The sequence below is a fragment of the Paenisporosarcina sp. TG-14 genome, assembly GCF_000297555.1.
In the GTDB taxonomy this organism is placed as follows: domain Bacteria; phylum Bacillota; class Bacilli; order Bacillales_A; family Planococcaceae; genus Paenisporosarcina; species Paenisporosarcina antarctica.
Genome location: NZ_AMGD01000039.1, coordinates 1 through 26420 on the forward strand (window position 1 = coordinate 1; position 26420 = coordinate 26420).

Consider the following 26420-nt stretch of genomic DNA (forward strand, 5'->3'; position numbering starts at 1 on the left):
GCTTAGGGTTGAGCTGGCGCTTGGAACTAGACATATTCCATGGCAGTTACATAGTTGGCACTTGGAAGGAAGGAGCGGCTCAATGAAACTAGGTGTTTATGCCCGCTTCACGTTTATCTTATTAATTGTTGGCTTTATGATTGCTGTTCAGTACAACACTGTACAAAAACCCGAATCACGAGATACTCGTGATATTTGGGAAATCAGACAAGAACTTTCAACTGAAAAAAAGTTGCACTCCGAGTTGCTGTCTAAAATTCGTGACATCAACGTAACGATTACGAAATACGACAACTTACAATCTGAGAGTCCTGCACGAGCATTAAATGATACACTGGCAACGTTAAGAGAAAAAGCTGGGTTAACCGAAGTAACTGGTCCGGGGTTAGAGTTAATCATTGAACCATCGTTAGAAGCAGTCGCATTTGGTCAAAGTGTAACGAGTATTTCACCAGATTTACTTGTTCGTTTATTAAATGAAATTAATCGCTTCAATGGACACTATGTTTCAATTGACGGCAAACGAATTATCCAGTCTTCGCCCATTCGAGATATCAATGGACAAACAACTGTCAATAGTATTAACGTGCGAACGCCACCTTTTAAGATTCTAATCGGAACAGACAACTCAGAAGACGCAGAGAAGCTTTACAATTATTTGCAATCTTCTATGATTATGGATGACTTTTTTATTGATAATTTATACTTAACGATAGGTGAACCACAAAATCAAATTAAAATTCCTGCATTCGATCAAAATTTTAAAAATAATTACTTAAAAAATACATTGGAAGGGGACTAATTTATGTGGCTACCATTACTTGGCTTAATCTTGGGGATATCACTTGGATTACTAACTGATATTCAAATCCCTTCTGTGTATGAAAACTATTTATCTATTGCGGTCCTAGCAGCACTAGACACTTTGTTTGGAGGGATACGCGCTCAACTACAACATGTTTATGACGATAAAGTATTTGTTTCGGGATTTTTCTTTAATATAGCACTTGCAGCAGGACTAGCTTTTCTGGGTGTTCACTTAGGCGTTGACTTGTATTTAGCCGCAATTTTTGCATTCGGTGTACGTCTATTCCAAAATATAGCAGTTATTAGACGGATCTTGTTAACAAAATGGACGGAAAGAAAAGGGACTATTGACTAAAAAACAGTCGAATAGAAGGAAAATTTACAACTTTTAATGATTTTACTTAGACAAGCTTGATAGAATGCAATAGAATGATGATTAAAGAGTTGTTGAAGGAGGTGCCTCGGATTGAATCAGACAGAATTATATGTTTCTCTTGATATTGGTTCTTCATCAGTTAAAGTCCTTATCGGAGAAATGGCGAACGGAACTTTAAATGTGATTGGCGTAGGAAATGTAAAGTCAAATGGGATTCGTAAAGGTGCAATTGTTGATATAGATGCAACCGTGCAGTCAATAAAAAAAGCTATTGATCAAGCTGAACGAATGATCGGAATGTCTATAAACGAAGTAGTATTAGGAATACCTGCTAATCAAGCCATGTTGCAACATGTAAAAGGCGTGGTGGCAGTAAATAGTGAGAATCGTGAAATTACCGATGAAGATTTAGAAAGAGTAATAGATTCAGCTCAAGTAATGTCAATCCCACCCGAAAGAGAATTAGTTAATCTGGTGCCAAAACAATTTATTGTGGATCATTTAGATGAAATTAAAGATCCACGTGGCATGATTGGTATCCGCTTAGAAATGGATGGAACGATGTTGACGACATCAAAAACAATCTTACATAATGTTTTGCGTTGTGTTGAGCGGGCAGGTCTTCAAATTCGTGAAATTTATATGCAACCTCTAGCTTCTGGATATTTTGCCTTATCAGAAGATGAAAAAAATCATGGTACTGCATTTATTGATATTGGTGGAGGTTCAACAACAATTGGTATTTTCCAAGACGGTCATTTAACAAATATTTCCGTGTTGCCTGTCGGCGGAGATCATTTGACAAAAGACTTATCTATTGTCTTGAAAACACCAACAGAGCAAGCTGAAAAAATTAAACATCAATATGGACACGCCTTTTACGACGATGCATCTGACGATGAATTGTTTGAAGTTCCTGTAATTGGTGCAGATATAAAAGAACAGTATAGTCAGAGATATATATCTGAAATTATAGGTGTTCGTTTAGAAGAGTTGTTTGAATTAGTATTAGAAGAATTCTATCGTATGGGTATTCAAGATTTACCTGGTGGAGTAGTTATTACTGGTGGAGTTGCAAAGTTAGAGGGACTTTCACAATTAGCTCGCCATATTTTACAAACTCGTGTGAGACTTTACACTCCGGAGTATATAGGTGTACGTGAGCCTGGATACGCGACAGCGGTTGGCTTAATACGTTACGCTCATAAGGAAGATCAATTCTTTAACCGCTTAGGTGGGAATGCGCTAGGTCAATCAAAAAAAGCTGAACAAAGTACAGCAACACCTAAAAAACAAAAGCAAAGTAATCCAAAAGATGAAGACAAAGAAAGTGTAATGGGGAAAGCTCGAAAGTTCCTCGATAAGTTTTTTGAATAATACATGTAATGACTATTTGTGATTTAAGGAGGAAATGCGATGTTAGAGTTTGATACAAGTTTAGATCAACTTGCCGTTATCAAAGTAATTGGTGTTGGTGGTGGCGGAAATAACGCTGTGAACCGTATGATTGAACACGGCGTAAAAGGTGTAGAATTTATTGCAGTAAATACAGATGCACAAGCATTGAATTTATCAAAATCACCAGTGAAGTTACAAATAGGTGCAAAATTAACACGTGGACTTGGAGCTGGAGCAAATCCCGAGGTTGGTAAAAAAGCAGCTGAAGAAAGTAAAGAACAAATTGAAGAAGCTTTACGCGGGGCTGACATGGTATTCGTAACTGCTGGTATGGGTGGCGGAACTGGAACTGGCGCTGCACCTGTAATCGCTCAAATCGCACGTGAGATTGGAGCTTTAACAGTTGGTGTAGTTACTCGTCCATTCACTTTTGAAGGTCGTAAACGCTCGACCCAAGCAATGACTGGTATTACAGCTATGAAAGAAGCAATTGATACATTAATCGTCATTCCAAATGATCGATTACTTGAAATTGTCGATAAAAATACGCCTATGTTAGAAGCATTCCGCGAAGCGGATAATGTACTTCGTCAAGGTGTTCAAGGTATTTCAGATTTAATTGCAGTACCTGGACTAATTAACTTAGACTTTGCTGATGTGAAAACAATCATGTCAAACAAAGGGTCAGCACTTATGGGTATTGGTATTTCAACTGGTGAAAACCGAGCTGCTGAAGCTGCGAAAAAAGCTATTTCAAGTCCACTTCTTGAAACGTCAATTGACGGGGCAAAAGGGGTCTTAATGAATATCACTGGTGGGTCAAACTTAAGTTTATTTGAAGTTCAAGAAGCTGCTGACATTGTTGCTTCAGCATCTGATGAAGATGTAAACATGATTTTTGGTTCTGTAATAAATGATAATTTAAAAGATGAAATTATTGTGACAGTAATTGCCACCGGTTTCAACGATGTTGTACCCACACCACGTCCTACTCGAAGTAGCGGATTTGGTGCAGGTCGTTCTCAACAAGCGGCTCCACAGCAACAACAACAAGCACCAACTCGTGAACCAAGACGTGAAGAAGCTCCTTCATATCAACAACAAGAACCAACTCGAAGAGAGCAACAAACTCCACAGCATGAGGAAACATTAGACATCCCTACGTTCTTACGTAACCGTCAAAAAAGGAACTAGTTCATAACACAGTGTAGTAGACGATTTTAGCTCGGCTCTAACACTGGAAAGTGAACGTGGATTGTATTAATAAGCCCATTTCTAGTAGCTGAAACGCTTCTAGAGATGGGCTTTTTTGTCGTAGATTTTTTCAATAATGATACAAGAAATGACAGGTTTTGCAATGGATAAGTGTTACCGTAATTATAGGAGGTGAGAAAATGTATGCTGAAGTTTTGATTTCGATTAATACTTTGATTAATTTTTCATTGCTTTCTTTTTCAAACAAAATGGGTTCATTTCATCAAAAATCTTGGCGTTTATGGATCAGTGCTTTTTTAGGTGGAGTAAGTATTGTCTTGTTTGGAGGGAATTTCTTTTCAATTGTGGTTACATTTATTTTTATGACAACAATTGCATTTGGGTTGAATCGGTCAAATTGGTTACTTGCAGCCGCAAACATATTGATTGGTGCTTTGTTTGCTGGTGGTCTATTAACAGTAATTCAACCGCTCTTAGCAAATGCCAGTTGGTATGTATTCGTAGTGATTGCCGGAAGTGTTTTAGTTTTTAGTTTATCAGGGGTTAAAAAGAATTGGTTTCGTATTAATTTAACCGCAATTAAAGATTCTTATATGGGTCAGGTGACGATTAGCTTATTTCAAAAAGAATTTCAACTTACCTCATACTCGGACACTGGAAACCTTTGTATTGAACCATTATCCGGTAAACCTGTTCACTTTATATCTGCTGAAAAAATGAAATCTTTCATCCCTTTAGAATTATGGAATTATTTACATTCGTTCGAAGGAAATTCAACTGAAGAGTTTCAAGATATTCCATTGCCATTTCGGTCTCAATTACGCTTAATAAGACTTCAAACTGTCCAGAAACAGTCAACTTGGGCGATTGGTATTAAAGTGGATCATATTCGGTTAAAAACAACTACTGAGCAATCCTTGGGGCCTTGTTATGTTGTTCTTACAAAAAACAGCACACATTTTCCACACCAATCAGACGTAATTTTGCATGCTTCAACATTATTCAGCTAATCAGGGAGGCGATTGTTTTGTTAATCAGAATTTGGCACAAACTTATTGGATTTTGGAGTAAATGGCGCAGCAAAGGAACATATTATATTGGTGGTAGTGAATCATTACCACATCCGATGAATCGTGAAGAAGAAGCAAAAACGATTGAAGCATTTATGAATGGAAATTTAATTGCTCGCGATACATTGATAGAACGTAATTTGAGGTTAGTTGTATATATTGCTAGACGTTTTGATAACACTGGCACAAATATTGAAGATTTAATAAGTATTGGTTCAATTGGTTTAATCAAAGCGATTGAAACCTTTAACCCAGAGAAAAAGATTAAACTCGCTACGTATGCTTCACGCTGTATTGAAAATGAAATTTTGATGCATCTTCGAAAAACGAGCCGATTGAAATCAGAGGTATCTTTTGATGAACCATTGAATTCAGATGCTGATGGTAATGAATTACTACTGTCTGATATTTTAGGTACAGATGAACATATAATTACAGAGGATGTAGAGAAAAAAATCGAACGACAATTTATGTTTTCGGCTATTAATTTATTAGAAAAACGTGAAAAATACATTATGGAGTGTCGTTTTGGTTTAAACGGCCAAGAAGAAATGACTCAAAAAGAAGTAGCAGATATGCTTGGTATTTCACAATCGTATATATCTCGTTTAGAAAAGAAAATAATACATGACTTACGATTAGAGCTGAACCAACCGACTTCATAATGGATGAAATTGGAGTTATAAAACTACGCATACTTTCCTTCGAGCCGGACACACTTAAAAGTATCACAGTGTAGAACAGTTCGGAGGAAAAGGTATGATACGAACAAAAGTAGAATTATGTGGTGTGGATACATCAAAGCTACCTGTTTTATCAAACGAAGTGATGACACAAACCTTTATACGATTGCAAAGTGGTGATGAATTTGCAAAAGATGAACTAGTAATGGGGAATTTACGATTAGTCCTTAGTTTAGTTCAACGATTTGCTTATAGAGGAGAACAAGCAGACGACTTGTTTCAGGTAGGATGTATAGGCTTAATAAAATCAATTGAAAACTTTGATTTAAAACACAATGTAAGGTTTTCCACGTATGCAGTCCCGATGATTATCGGGGAAATCAAAAGACATTTACGTGATCATCATCCAGTTCGTGTATCGAGATCGTTGCGTGATATTGCCTATAAGTCGATGAGAGCAAAAGAACAGTTTATTACAGAAAATTTACATGAACCAACTTTACAACAACTTTCAGCGTTAACCGAAATACCTCGTGAAGATATCTTATTTGCCTTAGATGCAATTCAAGAGCCTATCTCATTGCAAGAACCAATATACCATGACGGTGGAGATCCAGTGTTCATGCTTGATCAGTTACGAGATGAGCAAGTATCCGAAGAAAACTGGTCGAGTTATGTTTTTATTAAAGAAAGTATAAGTAAGTTAGACATTCGTGAACAAAAAATATTGGCTAAGCGTTATTATTACGGAGAGACTCAAACTGAAATTGCTAAAGAATTAGGTATTTCACAAGCACAAATTTCTAGACTTGAGAAGCATGCTATTCGTGTCATTCAAGAACAATACAATATTGATTCACGTTAAGAGAAGCACCTCTCTTAGTGCGAATATGTAGCTAGCAAAAAATAATACGAAAAAAAGCTTTTATTCCTTTTAAGAATAAAAGCTTTTTTTCATTTATGAAACATAAACTGTATAAAAGGAGAATAATAATTGAAATTTACCGATATCCAACAAAAAGAATTTATTGAAGCGAGTGATGGAAAAATGCTCGGTTATGTTAACGATGCACGAATATCAAAAGAAAAAGGAGTAATAGAATCTTTTTTCCTAGCAGAGCCTAAAAAAATGTTGGAATTATTTTCTGGAAATCGTCCAACTACTGTAATCAGATTATCAGATATTAAAGTCATAGGAAAAGATGTAGTTATCGTGCAATCTCGAGGCTCAGAACCGGATAAAAATTGAATATTTAACGCTTGATTGGTACAATATAGAGACAACCGATACTTAAAAGTTAGGAACTCTTAAAAATGCGAATTGATCATAAACTTCAACAAATACAAAATCAAATTTACCAAGCATGCACACGTGTCAATCGTTCTATTTCGGATATTCATATTGTAGCAGTTACAAAGTCTGTATCAATTGAACGTACTGAAGAAGTATTACAAGCTGGTCTAAATCATCTTGGTGAAAATCGACCAGAAGGCTTACTAACTAAACAAGCTGTAATTACAACAGCTGCACGTTGGCATTATATCGGTTCTTTACAAACAAGAAAAGTGAAACAAGTTATTAATAGGATATCTGTATTGCACTCACTTGACCGACTTAGTTTAGCTGACGAGATTCAAAAAAGAGCGGATCACACAATTGATTGCTTCGTTCAAGTAAATGTTTCAAGAGAAGAAGCGAAACATGGCATAGATTTAAAAGATGTACAATCATTTATTGAATCATTAAATGAACATAATCGAATACGAGTTATCGGCTTAATGACAATGGCACCGCACACTGCAAAAGACGAAGTCATTCGTTCTTTGTTTAAATCATTAAAAGACATGCAGTTAAAAATTGCTAGCAACAATTATCCGTATGCTCCGTGTACAGAATTGTCTATGGGTATGTCAAGTGATTTTGAAATCGCAATAGAAGAAGGTGCAACATATGTGCGAATTGGTACAGCACTAGTCGGAGACGAAAGTGAGGATGTTATATGAGTATGAAAAATAAATTTAAAAACTTTTTTTACTTGGAAGAAGAAGATGAAAATGAAGCTCCAAAAACAAATAACCACAAAAACGAATTTCAACAAACGTCTCAACCCACAGTTCGTAAAACTGTAAAAGAAAGAAGAGGATTTCAAATAGAATCAAATTCAACTTCAAATTCATCAAATCTAGTAAGTCTACAAAACCTACAAAAATCTTCAAAAGTAATATTAGTTGAACCACGTGTTTATGCAGAAGCACAAGATATTTCAGAGCATTTAAAAAACAAGCGGGCTGTTGTTGTAAATTTACAACGTATAGAAAAAGATCAAGGAATCCGTATTGTGGATTTTTTAAGTGGAACCGTGTATGCTTTAGGCGGAGATATTCAACGTATTGGTACGGATATTTTCTTATGTGCACCTGATACTGTTGAAGTAGATGGAGCGATTTCGGATTATTTTTATGATGATATACAATAATTGAGGTGTAACTAATTCATATGGATCTTATAATCAACATTATTTATCAAGCAATTGGACTATATTCGATTTTACTCATTATCTACATTTTTATGTCCTGGGTACCGAGTATAAAAGAATCGAGTATTGGTAGCCTTTTTGAAAAAATTTGCGAACCATATTTAGAACCATTTAGACGCTTTATTCCACCACTTGGCATGATTGATTTATCACCACTTGTGGGTATACTGGTTTTAAGGTTAGCCCAGTCAGGATTGCTTTCACTAACATCTTATATATAAAATCTAGTCTCACATTTGTGGGACTTTTTTTAACATTGAAAGGAAGAACAACAGATGGAACAAGTATTCCAACATTTTCGCAAAGATGAACAACCATTTATTGAGCAAGTTAGTGGGTGGGTTCGAGAAACCCAAGATCGCTATGCACCGAAATTGACAGATTTTTTAGATCCAAGACAACAATATATTGCCAACTCTTTAATTGGACAAAATGACGAGGTGTTAACTTCCGCTTTTGGCGAATTTTCTGAAGCTGAACGAAAACGTATGCTTATATCACCATCTTACTTTGTTGCAACTAACGAAGACTATGGCATAACTATTTTTTCAATTAAATACCCATCAAAATTCATTAAACTAGAGCATCCAGATGTATTAGGTACACTCATGTCACTAGGACTTGATCGTTCAAAATTTGGTGATATTCGTGTAAATGATGATAGGATTGAATTTGCTGTAGCATCAGAAGTAGCGGATTTTGTTAGCATGCATATTACTTCGATTGGTAAATCTAAAGTAAAAGTGGAAGAATTGCCGCTCGATCATCCATATATAGAAAATAGTGATGTGTGGGTAGAAGAATCTCATACTGTGAGTTCGATGAGGATTGATACCATAATAGCTTCATTATTTAATGTCTCTAGACAAAAAGCCTCGATGCTTATTCATAGTGGGAAAGTAAAAGTGAATTGGTCCGTCCGCGAACAACCAGCATTTGAGCTACATGAATCAGATCTATTATCTATTAGAGGATATGGACGAATTAAAATTGGTTTAATTGAAGGACGCACGAAAAAAGACAAAATTCGACTTCAAATTAGTCGAATCGAGCCAAAATCGTGAAAATAATTCAAGAAATTCGAATTATTGCTGTAAACGATGACAATGAAAGGTATAATAGTTGGAAACGATGTAAGTAATAAAGGAGAGATTTTTTACAATGCCACTTTCACCACTAGATATATATAACAAAGAGTTTGGTCGTGGATTCCGAGGTTACAGCGAAGACGAGGTTAACGAGTTTTTGGAACAAGTGACAAAAGATTTCGAACTTTTGATCAAAGATAAACAAGATTTAGAAGAGAAACTGAAAACATCAACTGAGCGTATAGGCCATTTCACTACTATCGAAATGACGCTACAAAAGTCAATTGTTATTGCTCAAGAAGCTGCGGAAGAATTACGCAGAAACTCTCAAAAAGAAGCAAAATTAATAGTTAAAGAAGCAGAGAAAAATGCTGACCGTATTGTCAATGAATCTTTGACGAAAGCACGTCGAATTGCGCTTGAAATTGAAGACTTGAAAAAACAATCAAAAGTATTCCGTAACCGTTTTAAAATGTTGGTGGAAGCACAACTTGATTTAATAAACACGGATGATTGGGACCATTTGATGCAATATGAAATAGATACTACTGAATTAGAAGGATTGAATTCAAAACAAGAGGATTAAGCATGACTTGACGATTTCGGAATCATTCCCTATAATATTTACATATTGCAATAATATTTGATAAAACGCTGAAAGAGACAGTATTTTGTAGGCATAGTTTAGCGATTCGAGGATGGTGAAAGCTCGAACACTTTGCAAACAAAAGAAAATCACTCTTGAGTTAAATCACTGAACTAGGTTTTGTAGGTGATTTCGGTTTCGCACCGTTAATGTGATCTAAGCTGGCAACCAAAAAATGTTGCCATTAGGGTGGTACAGCGAGTCTAAACTTCTCGTCCCTTTATTGGGATGAGGAGTTTTTTTGAGTTATGATCGTTTAAATTTCACAAATGACAATTTCAGTTAGGTAATGAAGGTATCGAAAAATTTTTAAGCCGTAAATTTTGCGACAAAATTTAGATAGCCATGCAATTCGGCTTTAACCATTAATTGAGGAGGTTTTTTAGTTGGAATACAAAGATACATTATTAATGCCTAAAACAGATTTTCCAATGCGTGGGGGGTTACCTACACGAGAACCAGTTATGCAAGAACGATGGAATGAAATGAATTTATATAAAAAAGTATTAGACCGTACAAAAGGCCGTCCAAGTTTTACTTTACATGATGGTCCTCCATATGCTAACGGAGACTTACACATGGGTCACGCATTAAACAAAGTACTAAAAGATATGGTTGTACGTCACAAGTCGATGACTGGATTCTACGCACCATTTGTTCCAGGTTGGGATACACATGGTTTGCCAATCGAGCAAGCGTTAGCAAACAAGGGTGTTAATCGTAAAGAAATGACGATAGCGGAGTTCCGTAACTTATGTGAAACGTATGCTTATGAGCAAATTGATCGTCAACGCAAGCAATTCAAGAGACTCGGTGTACGTGGGGATTGGGAGAATCCTTATATTACGTTAAAACCTGCATATGAATCTCGTCAAATTGAAGTGTTCGGTGAGATGGCTCGTAAAGGCTATATTTACAAAGGTTTAAAACCAGTGTATTGGTCTCCTTCAAGTGAATCAGCTTTAGCTGAAGCTGAAATCGAATATCAAGACAAGAAATCACCTTCAATATACGTAACCTTTGATGTTACAAATGGTAAAGGGATAATTGCAGAAGGAACAAAAATTATCATTTGGACGACTACACCTTGGACAATTCCTGCTAACTTAGGCATTTCCGTACATCCAGAATTTGATTATGTAATCGTTGAGGTAAGCGGCACTCGCTACCTTGTATCCAAGGGATTACTAGAAAATGTTGCGACAACGCTTGAATGGGAATCTTATGAAATTGTTCAGACTGTCAAAGGCGAGCAAATGGATCGAATGGTTGCAAAACATCCTTTATATGATCGTGATTCTCTAGTGATGTTAGGAGAACATGTGACAAATGAGGGTGGTACAGGATGCGTTCATACAGCTCCCGGACACGGTGAAGACGATTTCCAAGTAGGTAAAACATATGGTCTTGAAGTACTATCACCAGTGGATGACCGTGGCGTATTGACGGCTGAAGCACCAGGGTTTGAAGGGTTATTCTATGATAAAGCGAATAAAGTCATTACAGAGGCATTAGAAGCAGCTGGAGCATTAGTAAAATTAACGTTTTTCACTCACTCCGCACCACATGATTGGCGTACGAAAAAGCCGGTCATTTTCCGTGCTACTGCTCAATGGTTCGCATCAATCGAAGCCTTTCGTGACCAGTTATTACAAGCAATTAAAGATACATCATTTACACCAGCCTGGGGCGAAACACGTCTCTTTAATATGGTACGTGATAGAGGAGATTGGTGTATCTCTCGACAACGTGCATGGGGTGTTCCAATCCCTGTTTTCTATGCAGAAGATGGAGAGCCAATCTTAACGGAAGAAACAATTGCTCATGTATCCAAGCTGTTCCGTGAACATGGGTCAACTGTTTGGTTTGAACGACAAGCAAAAGATTTGTTACCAGAAGGTTTTACACATGTAGGAAGTCCAAATGGCCGTTTCTCAAAAGAAACGGATATTATGGATGTTTGGTTTGATTCAGGTTCGTCCCATCAAGCCGTGCTAGATGAACGTGAAGATTTAGAGTACCCAGCAGATCTTTACTTAGAAGGGTCTGATCAATATCGTGGGTGGTTTAACTCATCTTTAACAACAAGTGTAGCAATTAATGGACACTCTCCTTATAAAGGACTTCTAAGCCATGGATTTGCGCTAGATGGTGAAGGACGCAAGATGAGTAAATCAATAGGCAACGTCATTGATCCTGCAAAAGTTATGAATCAATTAGGTGCAGACATCCTTCGTCTATGGGTAGCTTCTGTTGACTATACAGCTGATGTACGTGTTTCCGACTCGAATTTTAAGCAAGTTGCTGAAGTGTATCGTAAAATCCGTAATACATGCCGTTTCTTACATGGTACAGTATCAGATTTTAATCCTCAGACAGATCGCGTAGCCTTTGAAGACTTACGTGAAGTGGATCAATATATGTACATGAAACTTCAAGAATTAATTGAAACGGTTCGTAAATCTTACGATAAATATGACTTTGCTAGTGTTTATAACGCAGTCAATAATTTCGTTTCTTCTGATTTAAGTTCATTCTATCTAGATATTGCGAAAGATGTTGTCTATATTGAAGGACATGATCATTTACATCGTCGTGCTATGCAAACTGTGATGTATGATACGCTGATTTCATTATTAAAAGTAATGACACCAATTTTGCCACATACGACTGATGAACTTTGGGTCTTCTTGACACATGAAACAGAAGAAAGCATTCAATTAACTGACTTCCCTGAAGCTACAATTCATGAATCGTTTGAAGCTCTTCGTACGAAGTATCAACAATTGATGCTCGTACGCGATGATGTTTTAAAAGCATTAGAAGAAGCGCGAAATGCAAAAGTAATCGGTAAATCACTGGAAGCTAAAGTTACGGTTTACGTGAAAAAAGAATTATTAGATGCTTTTGATACCAATAAAGTTGATTTTGCACAGTTCTTTATTGTTTCCGACTTTTCGCTTGCAGGACTAAAAGAAGATGCACCTGCAGATGCGTTAAATCTTCATGTAGCTTCTGTTGTTGTAACAAAAGCTGAAGGTGAAAAATGTGAAAGATGCTGGTCATTTTCAACTAAAGTAGGCGAAAATGAAAAACATTCAACTTTATGTCCGCGCTGTGCAGACGTGGTTGAAAAGTATTACGTATAATAAATGGAGCTGCCCTCTTGGTCAGCTCTTTCTGATTGCTTGAACTATGTGGTAAACTAGTTATGATGCTTGCGTAATGGAGGAACATGCGTGTATATTTTTTATTTAGTTGCAATTGTCATTGTGGCAATTGATCAGTGGACAAAATGGTTAGTTGTAAAAAATATGGAACTAGGTGAACGAATTGTATTAGCTGAGCCAACATTTGCGTTACTATCACATCGTAATCGTGGAGCAGCATGGGGAATGTTGGAAGGTCAAATTTGGTTGTTTACAATCGTCACAGTGATCGTAATCATTGGTATTTTGTATTACTTTCATAAAGAAGCAAAAGGAAAGCCATTATTTCAACTTAGTTTAATGGTATTACTTGGAGGCGCTATAGGGAACTTTATGGATCGTTTATTCCGCGGTGAAGTTGTCGACTTTATAGATGTTCTCATCCCTGTTATTAACTATGATTTCCCGATTTTTAACGTAGCAGATGCAGCATTAAGCATTGGCGTCGTCATGCTCATGGTCGGTTTGTTTTTAGAAGAAAAAGCAGAAAAAGCTGCAAAGAGAAAAGGTGAATAAATGGAAGATTTTACGTATACAATTTCAGAAGAACAAAAAGGTGAACGTATCGATAAAGCCCTCGTTACACTTGAAGCAGATTGGTCTCGTAGCCAAATTCAAATTTGGTTAAAAGATGGTGCTGTTTTAGTCAATGGGGAAACCGCAAAACCAAACTATAAAGTAAAACTAAATGATGTTATAACTGTTACTATTCCTGACGTTGAACCATTAGATATTGAAGCAGAGGATTTAAATCTTGAGATCGTTTATGAAGATGAAGATGTCCTTGTTGTGAATAAACCTCGTGGTATGGTCGTACATCCTGCACCTGGTCATACATCAGGTACGCTTGTTAATGGTTTAATGCATCAGGTTACAGATTTATCTGGCATCAATGGCGTGTTGCGTCCAGGAATTGTCCATCGTATTGATAAAGATACATCAGGCTTATTAATGGTTGCGAAAAATGATAAAGCCCATGTTTCATTAGTGGATCAACTGGTGAAAAGGACTGTTACTCGAAAATATACAGCTTTAGTTCATGGTCATATTCCTCACGATAAAGGAACGATTGATGCACCAATTGGTCGCGATTCTCGTGATCGTCAGAGTATGGCAGTAATTGATAAAGGAAAACATGCAATTACTCATTTTCGTGTAATCGAACGCTTTGGCAACTTTACGTTAGTTGAATGTCGTTTAGAAACAGGTCGTACTCATCAAATTCGTGTTCATATGAAATACATTGGCTTCCCATTAGCTGGAGACCCTAAATACGGACCGAAGAAAACGATCGAATTTAACGGACAAGCACTTCATGCTGGTGTTGTTGGATTCATACATCCGCGCACTGAAGAGTACTTGGAATTCGAAGCTCCACTACCTGAAGAATTCACGACTTTGCTAGAGGAAATGAAAACGACCGTTGACAGCAAAGAAAAGTAAATCTATACTTATAAAAAGTGAAGAGCGCATCTCATGCTTGGAACTAGTTTTCTTGATATAGCTAAATTTAATAGAACACCTTTAAAAACAGTCCAGAGAGGCTGAGAAGGTACAAGTGAAACGTATAAAAGCACATGCTGTGTGGTTTAATACGACTTAATTTTCTACATTCACACCCTCTCATCCACTTTGGACGAGAGGGTTTTTATTTTGGGGAAAAGGAGAATCTATTATGGTTGAAAAAGCAAATATTCTTGATGAAAAAGCCATAAATCGAGCGCTTACGAGAATCGCACATGAAATTATTGAACGTAATAAAGGAATTGAATCTTGTATTTTAGTTGGAATTAAAACACGTGGAGCGTTTTTAGCAAAGCGCTTAGCTGAAAAGATAGAAAAAATCGAAGGCAAGTCAATTAAATCAGGTGAACTTGATATCACACTTTATAGAGATGACTTATCAATGAAAAACAATAATAAAGAACCTCTAGTTCAACAAGTTGATATTCAACATGTGCTAACCGATCAAAAAGTTATATTAATTGATGATGTTCTCTTTACAGGACGTACAGTAAGAGCGGCTATGGACGCAGTAATGGACTTAGGTCGACCAGCCCAAATACAATTAGCTGTTTTAATTGATAGAGGTCATAGAGAACTGCCGATTCGTGCAGACTATGTAGGGAAAAACATTCCTACTGCAAGTCTTGAACGAATAGTCGTACGATTATTCGAAACTGATCATGAAGATAGTGTAACGATACAAGAATAGATAGTAGATAGTGGGGAAAACAACATGACGAATTCTCAAACGGTTTTAGACATACACGATAAACCATCAGCAGGAAAACTAACCACATTAAGTATTCAACATATGTTCGCCATGTTCGGTGCAACTATCTTGGTTCCACAGTTAGTTGGTTTAAGTCCAGCTATCGCACTTTTAACAAGCGGAATAGCTACTTTAATTTTCATGTTTGTAACAAAATTTCAAGTGCCAGCTTACTTGGGCTCATCATTTGCATTTATTGTACCGATACTTGCAATAACTGAAATATCTGGTATTGGTAGTGCAATGATAGGAAGTTTGTTTGTTGCTCTTGTGTATTTCATCGTGTCACTTGTTATTTGGAAAACAGGTTATAAGTGGATTATGAAATTATTACCACCAATTGTTGTAGCACCAGTCATTATTGTCATAGGTTTAGCGTTGTCACCAGTTGCAATCGACCTTGCCATGAACTTTGACCTTAATGGAGATGGGGTAAAAGAATACAGCATGTTGCACTTTTCTGCGGCACTTGTCACATTAGCGGCAGCTGTTATAACTACATTATTCTTTAAAGGTATGCTAAGTTTAATGCCAATTCTTATCGGAATCATTGTTGGGTATATATATTCTTTATTCATCGGCATTGTGGATTTTTCAACGGTATTAACTGCAAAATGGATTAGCGCACCGGATTTCTTACTTCCAGGAATTGATTATGAATTTATCGTTACACCAACATTACTTGGTCTTATGGTACCTATTGCCATTGTGACCATTTCTGAACACATCGGTCATCAACTTGTGTTAGGGAAAATTGTTAATCGAAATTACATAAAGGAACCCGGCTTGCATCGTTCATTACTAGGTGATGGATTAGGAACTTTCATAAGTGGACTTATAGGTGGACCACCAAAAACAACGTATGGAGAAAACATCGGAGTTCTTGCAATTACGAGAGTATATAGTGTATACGTAATTGCAGGCGCAGCTGTTTTAGCCATAATATTCTCATTCTTCGGCAAGATCATGGCATTGATTGCTACTATTCCTACAGCTGTACTTGGTGGGATTTCCATCTTGCTGTTTGGGATCATTGCGTCTTCAGGTCTTCGTATGTTAGTTGATAACAAAATAGACTTTGGAGATAAACGAAACTTGGTAATATCTTCAATCATATTAGTTATCGGAATTGGTGGGGCTAAACTTCACTTTTCGGATACGTTTGAACTCGAAGGTATGGCTTTAGCTGCAATCGTAGGTGTCATATTAAATCTTGTATTGCCAGGCCGACCTCAAGAAGTAGTAGAAATCGAAGAAGGTAGTACACAATAAATTGAAAATAAATCCTTTTAATACCTAGTCCAGAGAGGCAGGTAAAGGGAAGCCAACTGTTAAATTTCCATTATAAAATGGATCTTTACTTAGGTTACCCCTTAAACCTCTCAACATTGTTGAGAGGTTTTCTTTAGAAGGTGTTCAAATAGTCCGCTAAGAATAGGTTCCTTTTTGAACACGATCTTTTACAAACTAGGGAGGCTATAAAGTGAAGCATCTATTAAACATGAATGAGTTAGAAATTAATGAAATTGACACTATTTTAAATCGAGCTTTAGAATTTCAGCAAAATCCATCTCACGAATTTAATAAACAATTTACTGTGGTGAATTTGTTCTTTGAACCGAGTACACGAACAAAAATGAGTTTTGAAATGGCCGAACGAAAGCTAGGACTTCATGTATTACCTTTTGAAGCGGGTACATCAAGTACCTTAAAAGGGGAGACTATGTATGATACAGTCAGAACATTGGAAGCAATTGGTGTAGATGCTGTAGTCATTCGACATGAACAAGATCAGTTTTATGAAGAATTGATGTCAGGTTTAAACTTAGCCATTATTAATGCTGGAGATGGGTCAGGTCAACACCCATCTCAATGCTTACTAGATCTATATACGATTAAACAAGAATTTGGAAAGTTCGAAGGCATCCATGTGACAATCGTTGGAGATATTGCGCATAGCCGTGTGGCAAAATCAAATGCACTAGCACTAAAGAAACTAGGAGCTCATGTCACATTCATCTGTCCTCCAGAGTGGCAAGGAGATTTTGATGCCACTTCAACTTGGGAAGAAGTTTTGCCCACTGCGGATGTAGTCATGTTACTACGTGTTCAACACGAACGGCATGGGACAGAAAATGATTTTTTAAAAGAACTTTATCATAAGGAATACGGATTAACTATTGGGCGTTATGCAGAGTTAAAGCCAACAACGATTGTCATGCATCCTGCACCAGTTAATCGAGATGTAGAAATTGCAAGTGAATTAGTTGAAAGCGATAAATCACGTATTTTTAAGCAAATACAAAACGGCGTCTTTGTCCGTATGGCGATACTAGAATCTGTATTAAAGGAGAGAATATAATGAAGAAATTTATTCAAAACATACAATTGCTAAATGATAAAAATGAATTAAAAGAGGGTTCCATATTAATTGAAAATGGACGTATTATCGAAGTGAATTCGAAAACAATACCTCAAGTAGATGAAATTATCGACGGTCAAGGGTATTTTGTCTCTGCAGGATTTATTGACGTACATGTGCACTTAAGAGAGCCAGGTGGCGAACAAAAAGAGACGATTAAAACAGGAACAGATGCAGCAGCAAAAGGTGGATATACGACAATTTGCGCTATGCCGAATACGAGACCTGTACCAGATACAGTAGAAAACTTGAACCATGTTAATCAACTTATAAAAGAAAACGCTAAGATTCGTGTACTTCCCTATGCATCAATTACAATACGTGAAGCTGGAAAAGAGAGAACAGATTTAGCTGCTTTAAAAGAACACGGTGCATTCGCTTTTACAGACGATGGTGTAGGTGTTCAGCAAGCAGGCATGATGTTTGAGGCGATGAAAGATGCAGCAAAACTGAATATGCCAGTTGTTGCCCATTGTGAGGACAATACACTCATTTACGCTGGAGTGATGCATGAAGGTGCGAAAAATAAAGAACTTGGTTTAAAAGGGATTCCAGCAATAGCAGAGTCCGTTCATATAGCTAGAGATGTACTACTTGCCGAAGCAGCTGGCGCACATTATCATGTTTGTCACGTAAGTACAAAAGAATCAGTCCGCGTTATAAGAGACGCAAAAAAAGCGGGAATTCGAGTAACTGCTGAAGTAAGTCCACATCATTTACTACTTTGTGAAGACGATATTCCTGGAAACGATGCGAACTGGAAAATGAATCCTCCTCTTCGAGCGAAAGAAGATCTACAAGCGTTAATCGAAGGATTAGAAGATGGTACACTTGATTTTATTGCAACGGATCATGCCCCTCATACAGCTGAAGAAAAAGGTAGTGGCATGGAACAAGCTCCTTTTGGAATTGTCGGCTTAGAAACGGCTTTCCCTCTTTTGTATACACATTTTGTCAAGACAGGTAAATGGACTTTAACTCAATTAATTGATTGGCTGACTCAAAAGCCTGCAGATGTCTTTGGTTTACCATATGGCCGTTTAAATATGGGCGAGTCAGCAGACCTAGTATTTATCGATTTTACGAAAGAACAAAACATAGACACCGGACAATTTGTTTCAAAAGGTAAAAACACACCGTTCCAAGATTGGACATGCACAGGATGGCCGGTAATGACGATGTTTGAAGGAAACGTAATTTGGCAGGAGGAGAAATAATGATGAAAAGAAGCCTCATTTTAGAAACTGGCGATGTATTTAATGGAACAGCTTTCGGTAGCACGAAAGCAAGTGAAGGTGAAGTTGTATTTACAACTGGTATGACTGGCTACCAAGAAACATTATCTGATCCATCATACTGCGGCCAAATTGTCACAATGACTTACCCGCTAATTGGAAACTACGGAATTAACCGAGATGATTTTGAATCAATTGAACCAGCAATAAAAGGAATGGTCGTACGTGAACTTGCTAATACGCCATCTAACTTTAGATGTGATGCAACATTAAATGAATTGTTTGTTTTGAAAGATATTCCTGGAATTGAAGGAATTGATACCCGAAAATTAACGCGAATCATCCGCGAATTAGGTTCCGTAAAAGGTCTCTTAAGTGCTGCAGGTGATGAAGTAAATGTGGAGGAAGTAGTGGCTAAGTTAAAGAATACGACCTTCCGCACAGATCAAGTCGATCAAGTATCAACGAAAAGCCCTTATCCAAGTCCAGGACGAGGAAAACGCGTGGTGCTAGTTGATTTTGGTATGAAACATGGTATTTTACGTGAACTAAATAAACGGGACTGTGATGTCATAGTGGTTCCTTATAACACAACCGCAGAACAAATTATGGCCATCTATCCTGATGGAATTATGTTATCGAACGGGCCTGGAAATCCAAAAGATGTGCCAGAAGCCATTACAATGCTACAAAACTTAATTGGCAAAATTCCGATTTTCGGAATTTGTCTGGGCCATCAACTATTTGCTCTTGCTAGTGGTGGAGACACATTTAAATTAAAATTTGGCCATCGAGGCTCTAATCACCCAGTCAAAGATTTAGAAACGGGTCGAACGGATATAACTTCACAAAACCATGGCTACTCAGTAGATCCTGAGTCCTTAAAAGGTACGCGTCTAAAAGTAACCCATATTGCATTAAACGATGGAACTGTTGAAGGATTAAAACATCTAGATGTACCTGCTTTTACTGTGCAATACCATCCAGAAGCCTCACCGGGACCTGAAGATTCAAATCACTTATTTGACCGCTTTATTGAGTTAATGCACACGAACGTGAAGGGGGAAAAACAACATGCCTAAACGCCAAGATATTAAAACTATATTAGTAATCGGGTCAGGTCCAATTGTCATTGGACAAGCCGCTGAATTTGACTATGCAGGAACACAAGCGTGTCTTGCTTTAAAAGAAGAAGGTTATCGGGTAATTTTGATTAACTCCAACCCGGCAACAATTATGACAGATACAGAAATTGCAGAGAAAGTATATATCGAACCCATAACTCTTGAATTTGTAAGTCGTATCCTTAGAAAAGAACGTCCAGATGCATTGCTTCCCACTCTAGGTGGACAAACTGGGTTGAATATGGCTATTGAATTAGATCAGTCAGGTATTTTGGATGAATTGAACATTGAAATATTAGGTACAAAATTAGAAGCGATTCACAAAGCAGAAGACCGAGATTTATTCCGAACATTAATGAATGAATTAAATGAGCCTGTTCCTGAGAGTGACATTATCCATAATTTAGAAGAAGCCTATACTTTTGTAAATCGTATTGGATATCCAGTTATTGTTCGCCCAGCGTTTACGCTAGGTGGAACAGGCGGAGGAATTTGTCACAATGATGAAGAACTTGAGGACACTGTGACAAGTGGACTTAAATATAGCCCAGTTACGCAATGCTTATTAGAAAAATCAATTGCAGGGTACAAAGAAATTGAATATGAAGTAATGAGAGATTCAAAGGATAATGCCATTGTTGTGTGTAACATGGAAAATGTCGATCCAGTAGGTATTCATACAGGTGATTCAATCGTTGTTGCACCTAGTCAAACACTTTCAGATCGCGAATATCAAATGCTTCGTAATGTGTCATTAAAAATTATCCGTGCATTGAAAATTGAAGGTGGCTGTAATGTTCAGTTAGCTCTTGATCCCTACAGCTTTAACTACTTCATAATTGAAGTAAATCCACGGGTTAGCCGTTCGTCTGCTTTAGCTTCAAAAGCGACAGGATATCCGATTGCAAAATTAGCGGCTAAAATTGCTATTGGTTTAACATTAGATGAAATGATGAACCCAGTAACTGGCAAAACATACGCATGTTTTGAACCAGCACTAGACTATGTCGTAGCAAAAATCCCTCGCTGGCCGTTTGATAAATTTGAGTCTGCTAAACGAAACTTAGGTACTCAAATGAAAGCAACGGGCGAAGTTATGGCAATAGGACGGACGTTTGAAGAGGCGATTTTAAAAGCTATTCGTTCTCTTGAGACAGGTCAATTCCACTTAGAATTAAAAAACGCAGAATCAATGAGCGATGAGTGGATTGAAAAACGTATTCGTCGTCCAGGTGATGAACGGTTATTCTTTGTAGGAGAGGCTTTAAGACGTGGTGTGACAATTGAGACCATACATGACTGGAGTCAAATTGATTTATTTTTCTTAAATAAACTTCAAAATATAGTGAGTTACGAGAAAGATGTTGCTGAGCATCCTTTTGATTACGATGTTACGAAAAAAGCAAAACGTATGGGATTTGCGGATTTCACGATCGCGAAGTTATGGAACACCGATGAACTGGTAATATACAATTGGAGAAAGGAACATAACTTAATTCCAGTTTATAAAATGGTTGATACATGTGCTGCTGAATTTGAGTCAGAAACACCTTACTTTTATGGCACATATGAAGATGAGAATGAGTCAGTAAAAACAGACAAGGAAAGTGTCATTGTACTTGGATCTGGCCCCATCCGTATCGGTCAAGGTGTAGAATTTGATTACGCAACGGTCCATTCAGTTTGGGCAATTAAAGAAGCGGGTTATGAAGCGATTATTATTAATAGCAACCCAGAAACTGTATCCACTGATTTCTCGATATCGGACAAGCTTTACTTTGAACCGTTAACGATTGAAGATGTAATGCATATTGTTGATTTAGAGCAACCAAAAGGAGTAGTCGTTCAATTTGGTGGTCAAACGGCGATTAACTTAGCGGATAAATTACAAGAGCGTGGTGTTCAAATACTTGGTACATCTTTAGAAGATTTAGATCGAGCAGAAAATCGCGATAAATTTGAACGCGCTCTTCATGAAATGGATATTCCACAACCGATGGGGAAAACGGCCATTTCACCAGAAGAAGCAATAAAAATAGGTAACGAAATAGGGTATCCTGTACTCGTTAGACCTTCGTATGTTTTAGGTGGACGTGCTATGGAAATTGTCTACAACCAAGAAGAACTTGGATACTACATGGAGAACGCTGTTCAAGCGAGTCCTGAACATCCTGTACTTGTAGACCGATATTTAACAGGTGTGGAAATTGAAGTAGATGCCATTTCTGATGGTGTCAATGTATGTATTCCTGGGATTATGGAGCATATTGAACGAGCTGGTGTGCATTCAGGAGATTCCATAGCTGTCTATCCACCACAAAACTTAACGCAAGAGCATATCGATACTTTGATTGATTACACAACACGACTAGCTAAAGGATTAAATATTATTGGTTTGTTGAACATTCAATATGTTATTTCAAAAGGAGAAGTCTTGGTTATTGAAGTAAATCCAAGGTCGAGTCGAACAGTTCCATTTTTAAGCAAAATCACAAATATACCGATGGCAAAAATAGCAACAAAGGCAATTTTAGGGCAATCGCTTCCTGAACAAGGCATTAAAAATGGCCTCGCACCATGTCCGAAAGGCGTGTTTGTCAAAGTCCCAGTGTTTAGTTTTGCGAAACTACGTCGTGTTGATATTACTCTAGGACCAGAAATGAAGTCTACTGGAGAAGTCATGGGGAAAGACAGTACGTTAGAAAAAGCGCTATATAAAGGTTTAGTTGCAGCTGGAATGGAAATTAAAGACCATGGTTCAATTTTAATGACGGTAGCGGATAAAGATAAAGATGAAGCTGTTGCACTAGCTAAAAGATTCACTTCTATTGGATATAGCATATTAGCTACGGGTGGAACGGCTGAGGCCCTACAAAATGCAGGCATTTCAGTAAGCATAGTTAATAAAATAGGGGAACAAGGGCAAACACTGCTAGATGTGATTAGACAAGGACAAGCCCAGTTTGTTATTAATACACTGACGAAAGGCAAGAAACCTGAGCGTGATGGTTTCCGTATTCGAAGAGAATCTGTTGAAAACGGAATCCCTTGCTTGACTTCACTTGATACGGCAGAAGCAATGTTACGCGTTATTGAGTCGATGACCTTCCAAGCACTGGAAATGCCGAAACAGGGGGTTTTTGAATGATTCGACAAGAGCGTATGCGTGTCGTAAAACATAAAGAAATTGCCCATAACATTTTCGAAATGACGTTAATAGGGCAGCTTGTGAACGATATGAAAAATCCAGGTCAATTTGTCCACATACGCGTTTCAGATAGTTATGAGCCATTACTCCGACGACCGATAAGCATTGCTTCTATCGACCGCGATATATTGCAATTCACTATTATCTATCGTGCAGAAGGACGAGGTACTACAATTCTTTCCCAAAGAAGTATCGGAGGAGAAGTGGATGTTCTTGGTCCACTTGGTAACGGTTTTCCTGTCCATGAAGCCTCTCCTGGTGAAACTGTGGTATTAGTCGGAGGGGGAATTGGCGTTCCTCCATTATATGAACTTTCTAAGAAACTCGTTGAAAAAGGCGTTAAGCCCATTCACGTACTAGGATTTCAAACAAAAGACGTTGTTTTTTATGAAGAAGCCTTTCGTGAACTTGGCGAAACACATATTGTCACAGTCGATGGGACAAGCGGTCATAAAGGGTTTGTGACAACTGTGTTAGCTGATTTAAAACCAGACTTTACAACGTATTTTACATGTGGTCCCACGGCAATGCTTGTTGCTATAGAAAACATGTATCCTGATAAAAAAGGGTTTTTATCGTTTGAAGAACGTATGGGCTGTGGACTTGGCGCATGTTTCGCATGCGTATGTAAAACAACGGATCAAACAGCTGTCGATTACGTAAAAGTTTGTAGTGATGGACCGGTATTTCCTGCTGGGGTGGTGCAAATATGAGTAGATTAACAATAGAGTTGCCAGGATTATCACTAAAAAATCCCATAATGCCTGCTTCAGGTTGCTTCGGTTTTGGTAAGGAATATGCACAGCTTTATGACCTATCAAAATTAGGTGCCATTATGATTAAAGCAACTACACTTGAAACACGCATGGGAAATCCGACTCCTCGGGTAGCTGAAACATCATCTGGAATGTTAAACGCCATTGGTCTTCAAAATCCAGGTTTGGAAAAAGTGATTTCTAATGAACTTAAATGGCTCGAGCAATATGATGTCCCAATTATTGCAAATGTTGCTGGTACCTTAACTGAAGATTATGTTGAAGTTGCCAAACATATTTCTAAATCAAAAAATGTCCATGCGCTTGAATTAAATATTTCTTGTCCTAACGTTAAATGTGGTGGAATAACATTTGGCACGGACGCAACGATAGCAGCGGAACTTACAGCAGCTGTAAAAGCAGTATCTGAAGTGCCTGTCTATGTGAAATTGTCTCCAAACGTAACAGATATAGGAGAAATTGCTCGAGCTGTAGAAGCGGCTGGAGCGGATGGTATTACGATGATTAATACACTTGTAGGCATGCGATTAGACACGAGAACGGGTAAACCTGTTATTGCGAATGGCACAGGTGGGTTATCAGGACCTGCCATTAAGCCTGTTGCACTAAGAATGGTTTATGAAGTGAGTAAGCAAGTATCCATTCCCATTATTGGAATGGGTGGGATTACGACAGTTGATGATGTCATTGATTTTATGTCTGCAGGAGCAAGTGCTGTAGCAGTAGGAACAGCAAACTTCGTAGATCCGTTTGTTTGTCCTACTATTATCGAACAATTGCCTGAAAAGTTGGATTGGTTAGGTTTAAATCATATCTCTGAGCTAATAGGGAGGAGTCACCGATGAACAACCACAATCCAATTATTGCGCTTGACTTTGCAACTAAAGCTGAGGTATTCCAATTTTTACAGCCCTTTAATGAAAACTTATTTGTCAAAGTGGGTATGGAACTTTATTTTCAAGAAGGACCTACGATTGTCAACGCGTTAAAAGACCAAGGACATGATGTGTTTTTGGATTTAAAATTGCACGATATTCCTAATACCGTGAAGTCGGCGATGCGTGGGCTTGCAAGCCTAGGAGCTGATTTGGTTAATGTTCATGCCTCAGGTGGCCTACATATGATGGAAAGTGCACTAGAGGGATTAGAAGCGGGTACACGCACCGGGCAATCTCGACCTTTAATTATCGGTGTGACACAATTAACATCAACAAGTGAGCAACAAATGAAAGAAGAGCAACAAATAAATGCCACTTTGCATGATTCAGTTCTTCATTATGCATCTCTTTGTAAGCAAGCTGGCCTAGATGGAGTCGTTTGTTCCGTTTTAGAAGCATCAGACATAAAGAATCAATGCGGTCAAAACTTCCTTCGTGTAACACCAGGGATTCGCTTACACGAAGGACAAGGACATGATCAAATTCGCATTGCTACACCAAAAGTAGCGAGATTAGAAGGTTCGTCCTATATAGTTGTAGGAAGAGCTATTACACAATCTAAAAACCCAGTAGAAACTTATAAAATAGTGAAACAACAATGGGAGGCTAATGAATGAAAAGTCAACAGCATGAAATAGCAGCAGCATTATTATCCATTGGGGCTGTGGAATTCCGTCCTAAAAGTCCATTTACATGGACATCTGGAATCAAATCACCTATTTATTGTGACAATCGCTTAACGATGTCAAGTCCAACTGTTCGAAAGCAAATTGCCGAAGCATTAGCGACAAATATTCGAGAGTTTTTCCCGGAAACAAATGTTGTCGCAGGGACAGCAACTGCTGGGATTCCACACGCCGCTTGGGTCAGTGATGTACTTAATTTACCTATGGTGTATGTTAGATCGAAAGCAAAAGAGCATGGTCGAGGCAATCAAATTGAAGGGAAAATCGAAGCTGGTCAAAAGGTAATTGTTGTGGAAGATCTGATTTCCACTGGTGGTAGCAGCATTGATGCAGTAAATGCTCTTGAAAAACAAGGTTGTGAAGTACTGGGCGTTGTCTGTATTTTTACCTATCATTTAAAACGTGCGGATGAATTGTTTGAAAAAGCAGGAATTCCATACGTCAGTTTGACCAACTTTGATGCTTTGATCGAAGAGGCAACTGTCGCAAAGCAAATAAGCGATGAAGACAAACCTCAACTAATCGAATGGCATCAAAAACTTAAGCACGGACAATTATAAATAAAAGGACTTCATAGTAAGACGATTTTGTCTTACAGAAGTGACTCAAAATAGGATACCCGTGTGCTAAAGCGCACAGGTATCCTATTTTTACGGTTGATAAATATGTTAAGAATAATAACGAGAGAGAAGATGGAAGTGACCGATTTACTTTAATATTGTATCGA

26 protein-coding genes and 1 other annotated feature are annotated in these 26420 nt (G+C 37.7%); all 26 genes read left to right on the plus strand.

Going from position 1 to position 26420, the window contains the following annotated elements:
- Positions 1–802: DUF881 domain-containing protein (locus C406_RS0111520; protein WP_337471432.1), on the plus strand; the 802-nt coding region annotated here is incomplete at its 5' end.
- A gap of 3 nt (positions 803–805) precedes the next feature.
- Positions 806–1162: a small basic family protein gene (locus C406_RS0111525; RefSeq protein WP_017380781.1), complete on the plus strand. Its 357-nt coding sequence runs from the start codon at positions 806–808 to the stop codon at positions 1160–1162.
- 111 nt (positions 1163–1273) lie between these two features.
- The gene (ftsA, locus tag C406_RS0111530) at positions 1274–2560 is read left to right on the plus strand and encodes a cell division protein FtsA (RefSeq protein ID WP_017380782.1); all 1287 of its coding nucleotides are present in this window, start codon (positions 1274–1276) and stop codon (positions 2558–2560) included.
- A 39-nt stretch (positions 2561–2599) separates the two neighbouring features.
- Positions 2600–3775: a cell division protein FtsZ gene (ftsZ, locus tag C406_RS0111535; protein ID WP_017380783.1), complete on the plus strand. Its 1176-nt coding sequence runs from the start codon at positions 2600–2602 to the stop codon at positions 3773–3775.
- Positions 3776–3975: 200 nt separating this feature from the next.
- On the plus strand, positions 3976–4806 hold the full coding sequence (locus C406_RS0111540; RefSeq protein WP_017380784.1) for a sigma-E processing peptidase SpoIIGA: 831 nt from the start codon (positions 3976–3978) through the stop codon (positions 4804–4806).
- Positions 4807–4823: 17 nt separating this feature from the next.
- Positions 4824–5531 carry an RNA polymerase sporulation sigma factor SigE gene (gene sigE, locus C406_RS0111545; RefSeq protein WP_017380785.1) on the plus strand — a complete coding sequence of 236 codons (708 nt, stop codon included), beginning with the start codon at positions 4824–4826 and terminating at the stop codon, positions 5529–5531.
- 94 nt (positions 5532–5625) lie between these two features.
- Positions 5626–6414: an RNA polymerase sporulation sigma factor SigG gene (gene sigG / locus C406_RS0111550; RefSeq protein WP_017380786.1), complete on the plus strand. Its 789-nt coding sequence runs from the start codon at positions 5626–5628 to the stop codon at positions 6412–6414.
- Between the two features lie 129 nt (positions 6415–6543).
- Positions 6544–6798, plus strand: a complete 255-nt coding sequence (locus tag C406_RS0111555; RefSeq protein WP_017380787.1) for a PRC-barrel domain-containing protein — start codon at positions 6544–6546, stop codon at positions 6796–6798.
- 65 nt (positions 6799–6863) lie between these two features.
- A complete protein-coding gene (locus C406_RS0111560; protein WP_017380788.1) occupies positions 6864–7553 on the plus strand; it encodes a YggS family pyridoxal phosphate-dependent enzyme in 690 nt (229 codons plus the stop codon).
- A complete protein-coding gene (locus tag C406_RS0111565; RefSeq protein ID WP_017380789.1) occupies positions 7550–8026 on the plus strand; it encodes a cell division protein SepF in 477 nt (158 codons plus the stop codon). Before C406_RS0111560 ends, C406_RS0111565 begins: the two co-directional genes overlap by 4 nt.
- 20 nt (positions 8027–8046) lie before the next feature.
- Positions 8047–8307: a YggT family protein gene (locus tag C406_RS0111570; protein ID WP_017380790.1), complete on the plus strand. Its 261-nt coding sequence runs from the start codon at positions 8047–8049 to the stop codon at positions 8305–8307.
- 54 nt (positions 8308–8361) lie between these two features.
- Positions 8362–9150 carry a YlmH family RNA-binding protein gene (locus C406_RS0111575; protein WP_017380791.1) on the plus strand — a complete coding sequence of 263 codons (789 nt, stop codon included), beginning with the start codon at positions 8362–8364 and terminating at the stop codon, positions 9148–9150.
- Between the two features lie 97 nt (positions 9151–9247).
- A complete protein-coding gene (locus tag C406_RS0111580) occupies positions 9248–9760 on the plus strand; it encodes a DivIVA domain-containing protein (protein ID WP_017380792.1) in 513 nt (170 codons plus the stop codon).
- Between the two features lie 59 nt (positions 9761–9819).
- Positions 9820–10043 (plus strand) — a binding site (T-box leader).
- A 163-nt stretch (positions 10044–10206) separates the two neighbouring features.
- Positions 10207–12969, plus strand: a complete 2763-nt coding sequence (gene ileS, locus C406_RS0111585) for an isoleucine--tRNA ligase (RefSeq protein ID WP_017380793.1) — start codon at positions 10207–10209, stop codon at positions 12967–12969.
- A 90-nt stretch (positions 12970–13059) separates the two neighbouring features.
- Entirely contained in the window at positions 13060–13545 is a 486-nt protein-coding gene (lspA, locus tag C406_RS0111590) for a signal peptidase II (protein WP_017380794.1), read from the plus strand.
- Positions 13546–14472, plus strand: a complete 927-nt coding sequence (locus C406_RS0111595; RefSeq protein ID WP_017380795.1) for an RluA family pseudouridine synthase — start codon at positions 13546–13548, stop codon at positions 14470–14472.
- Between the two features lie 232 nt (positions 14473–14704).
- A complete protein-coding gene (pyrR, locus tag C406_RS0111600) occupies positions 14705–15244 on the plus strand; it encodes a bifunctional pyr operon transcriptional regulator/uracil phosphoribosyltransferase PyrR (RefSeq protein WP_017380796.1) in 540 nt (179 codons plus the stop codon).
- A gap of 24 nt (positions 15245–15268) precedes the next feature.
- Positions 15269–16576 carry a solute carrier family 23 protein gene (locus C406_RS0111605; RefSeq protein WP_017380797.1) on the plus strand — a complete coding sequence of 436 codons (1308 nt, stop codon included), beginning with the start codon at positions 15269–15271 and terminating at the stop codon, positions 16574–16576.
- A 211-nt stretch (positions 16577–16787) separates the two neighbouring features.
- Complete coding sequence (locus C406_RS0111610) at positions 16788–17666, plus strand: aspartate carbamoyltransferase catalytic subunit (RefSeq protein ID WP_017380798.1); 879 nt, start codon at positions 16788–16790, stop codon at positions 17664–17666.
- Positions 17666–18943, plus strand: coding sequence for a dihydroorotase (locus tag C406_RS0111615; RefSeq protein ID WP_017380799.1), 1278 nt, complete (start codon positions 17666–17668; stop codon positions 18941–18943). Before C406_RS0111610 ends, C406_RS0111615 begins: the two co-directional genes overlap by 1 nt.
- Positions 18943–20043 carry a carbamoyl phosphate synthase small subunit gene (locus tag C406_RS0111620; protein WP_017380800.1) on the plus strand — a complete coding sequence of 367 codons (1101 nt, stop codon included), beginning with the start codon at positions 18943–18945 and terminating at the stop codon, positions 20041–20043. Before C406_RS0111615 ends, C406_RS0111620 begins: the two co-directional genes overlap by 1 nt.
- Positions 20036–23233, plus strand: coding sequence for a carbamoyl-phosphate synthase large subunit (gene carB, locus C406_RS0111625; protein WP_017380801.1), 3198 nt, complete (start codon positions 20036–20038; stop codon positions 23231–23233). Before C406_RS0111620 ends, carB begins: the two co-directional genes overlap by 8 nt.
- Positions 23230–24006 carry a dihydroorotate dehydrogenase electron transfer subunit gene (locus C406_RS0111630; protein ID WP_017380802.1) on the plus strand — a complete coding sequence of 259 codons (777 nt, stop codon included), beginning with the start codon at positions 23230–23232 and terminating at the stop codon, positions 24004–24006. The genes carB and C406_RS0111630 overlap by 4 nt, the downstream gene beginning before the upstream one ends.
- A complete protein-coding gene (locus tag C406_RS0111635) occupies positions 24003–24914 on the plus strand; it encodes a dihydroorotate dehydrogenase (RefSeq protein ID WP_017380803.1) in 912 nt (303 codons plus the stop codon). The genes C406_RS0111630 and C406_RS0111635 overlap by 4 nt, the downstream gene beginning before the upstream one ends.
- On the plus strand, positions 24911–25624 hold the full coding sequence (gene pyrF, locus C406_RS0111640; protein WP_017380804.1) for an orotidine-5'-phosphate decarboxylase: 714 nt from the start codon (positions 24911–24913) through the stop codon (positions 25622–25624). The genes C406_RS0111635 and pyrF overlap by 4 nt, the downstream gene beginning before the upstream one ends.
- A complete protein-coding gene (pyrE, locus tag C406_RS0111645; RefSeq protein WP_017380805.1) occupies positions 25621–26253 on the plus strand; it encodes an orotate phosphoribosyltransferase in 633 nt (210 codons plus the stop codon). The genes pyrF and pyrE overlap by 4 nt, the downstream gene beginning before the upstream one ends.
- Positions 26254–26420 lie beyond the last annotated feature (167 nt).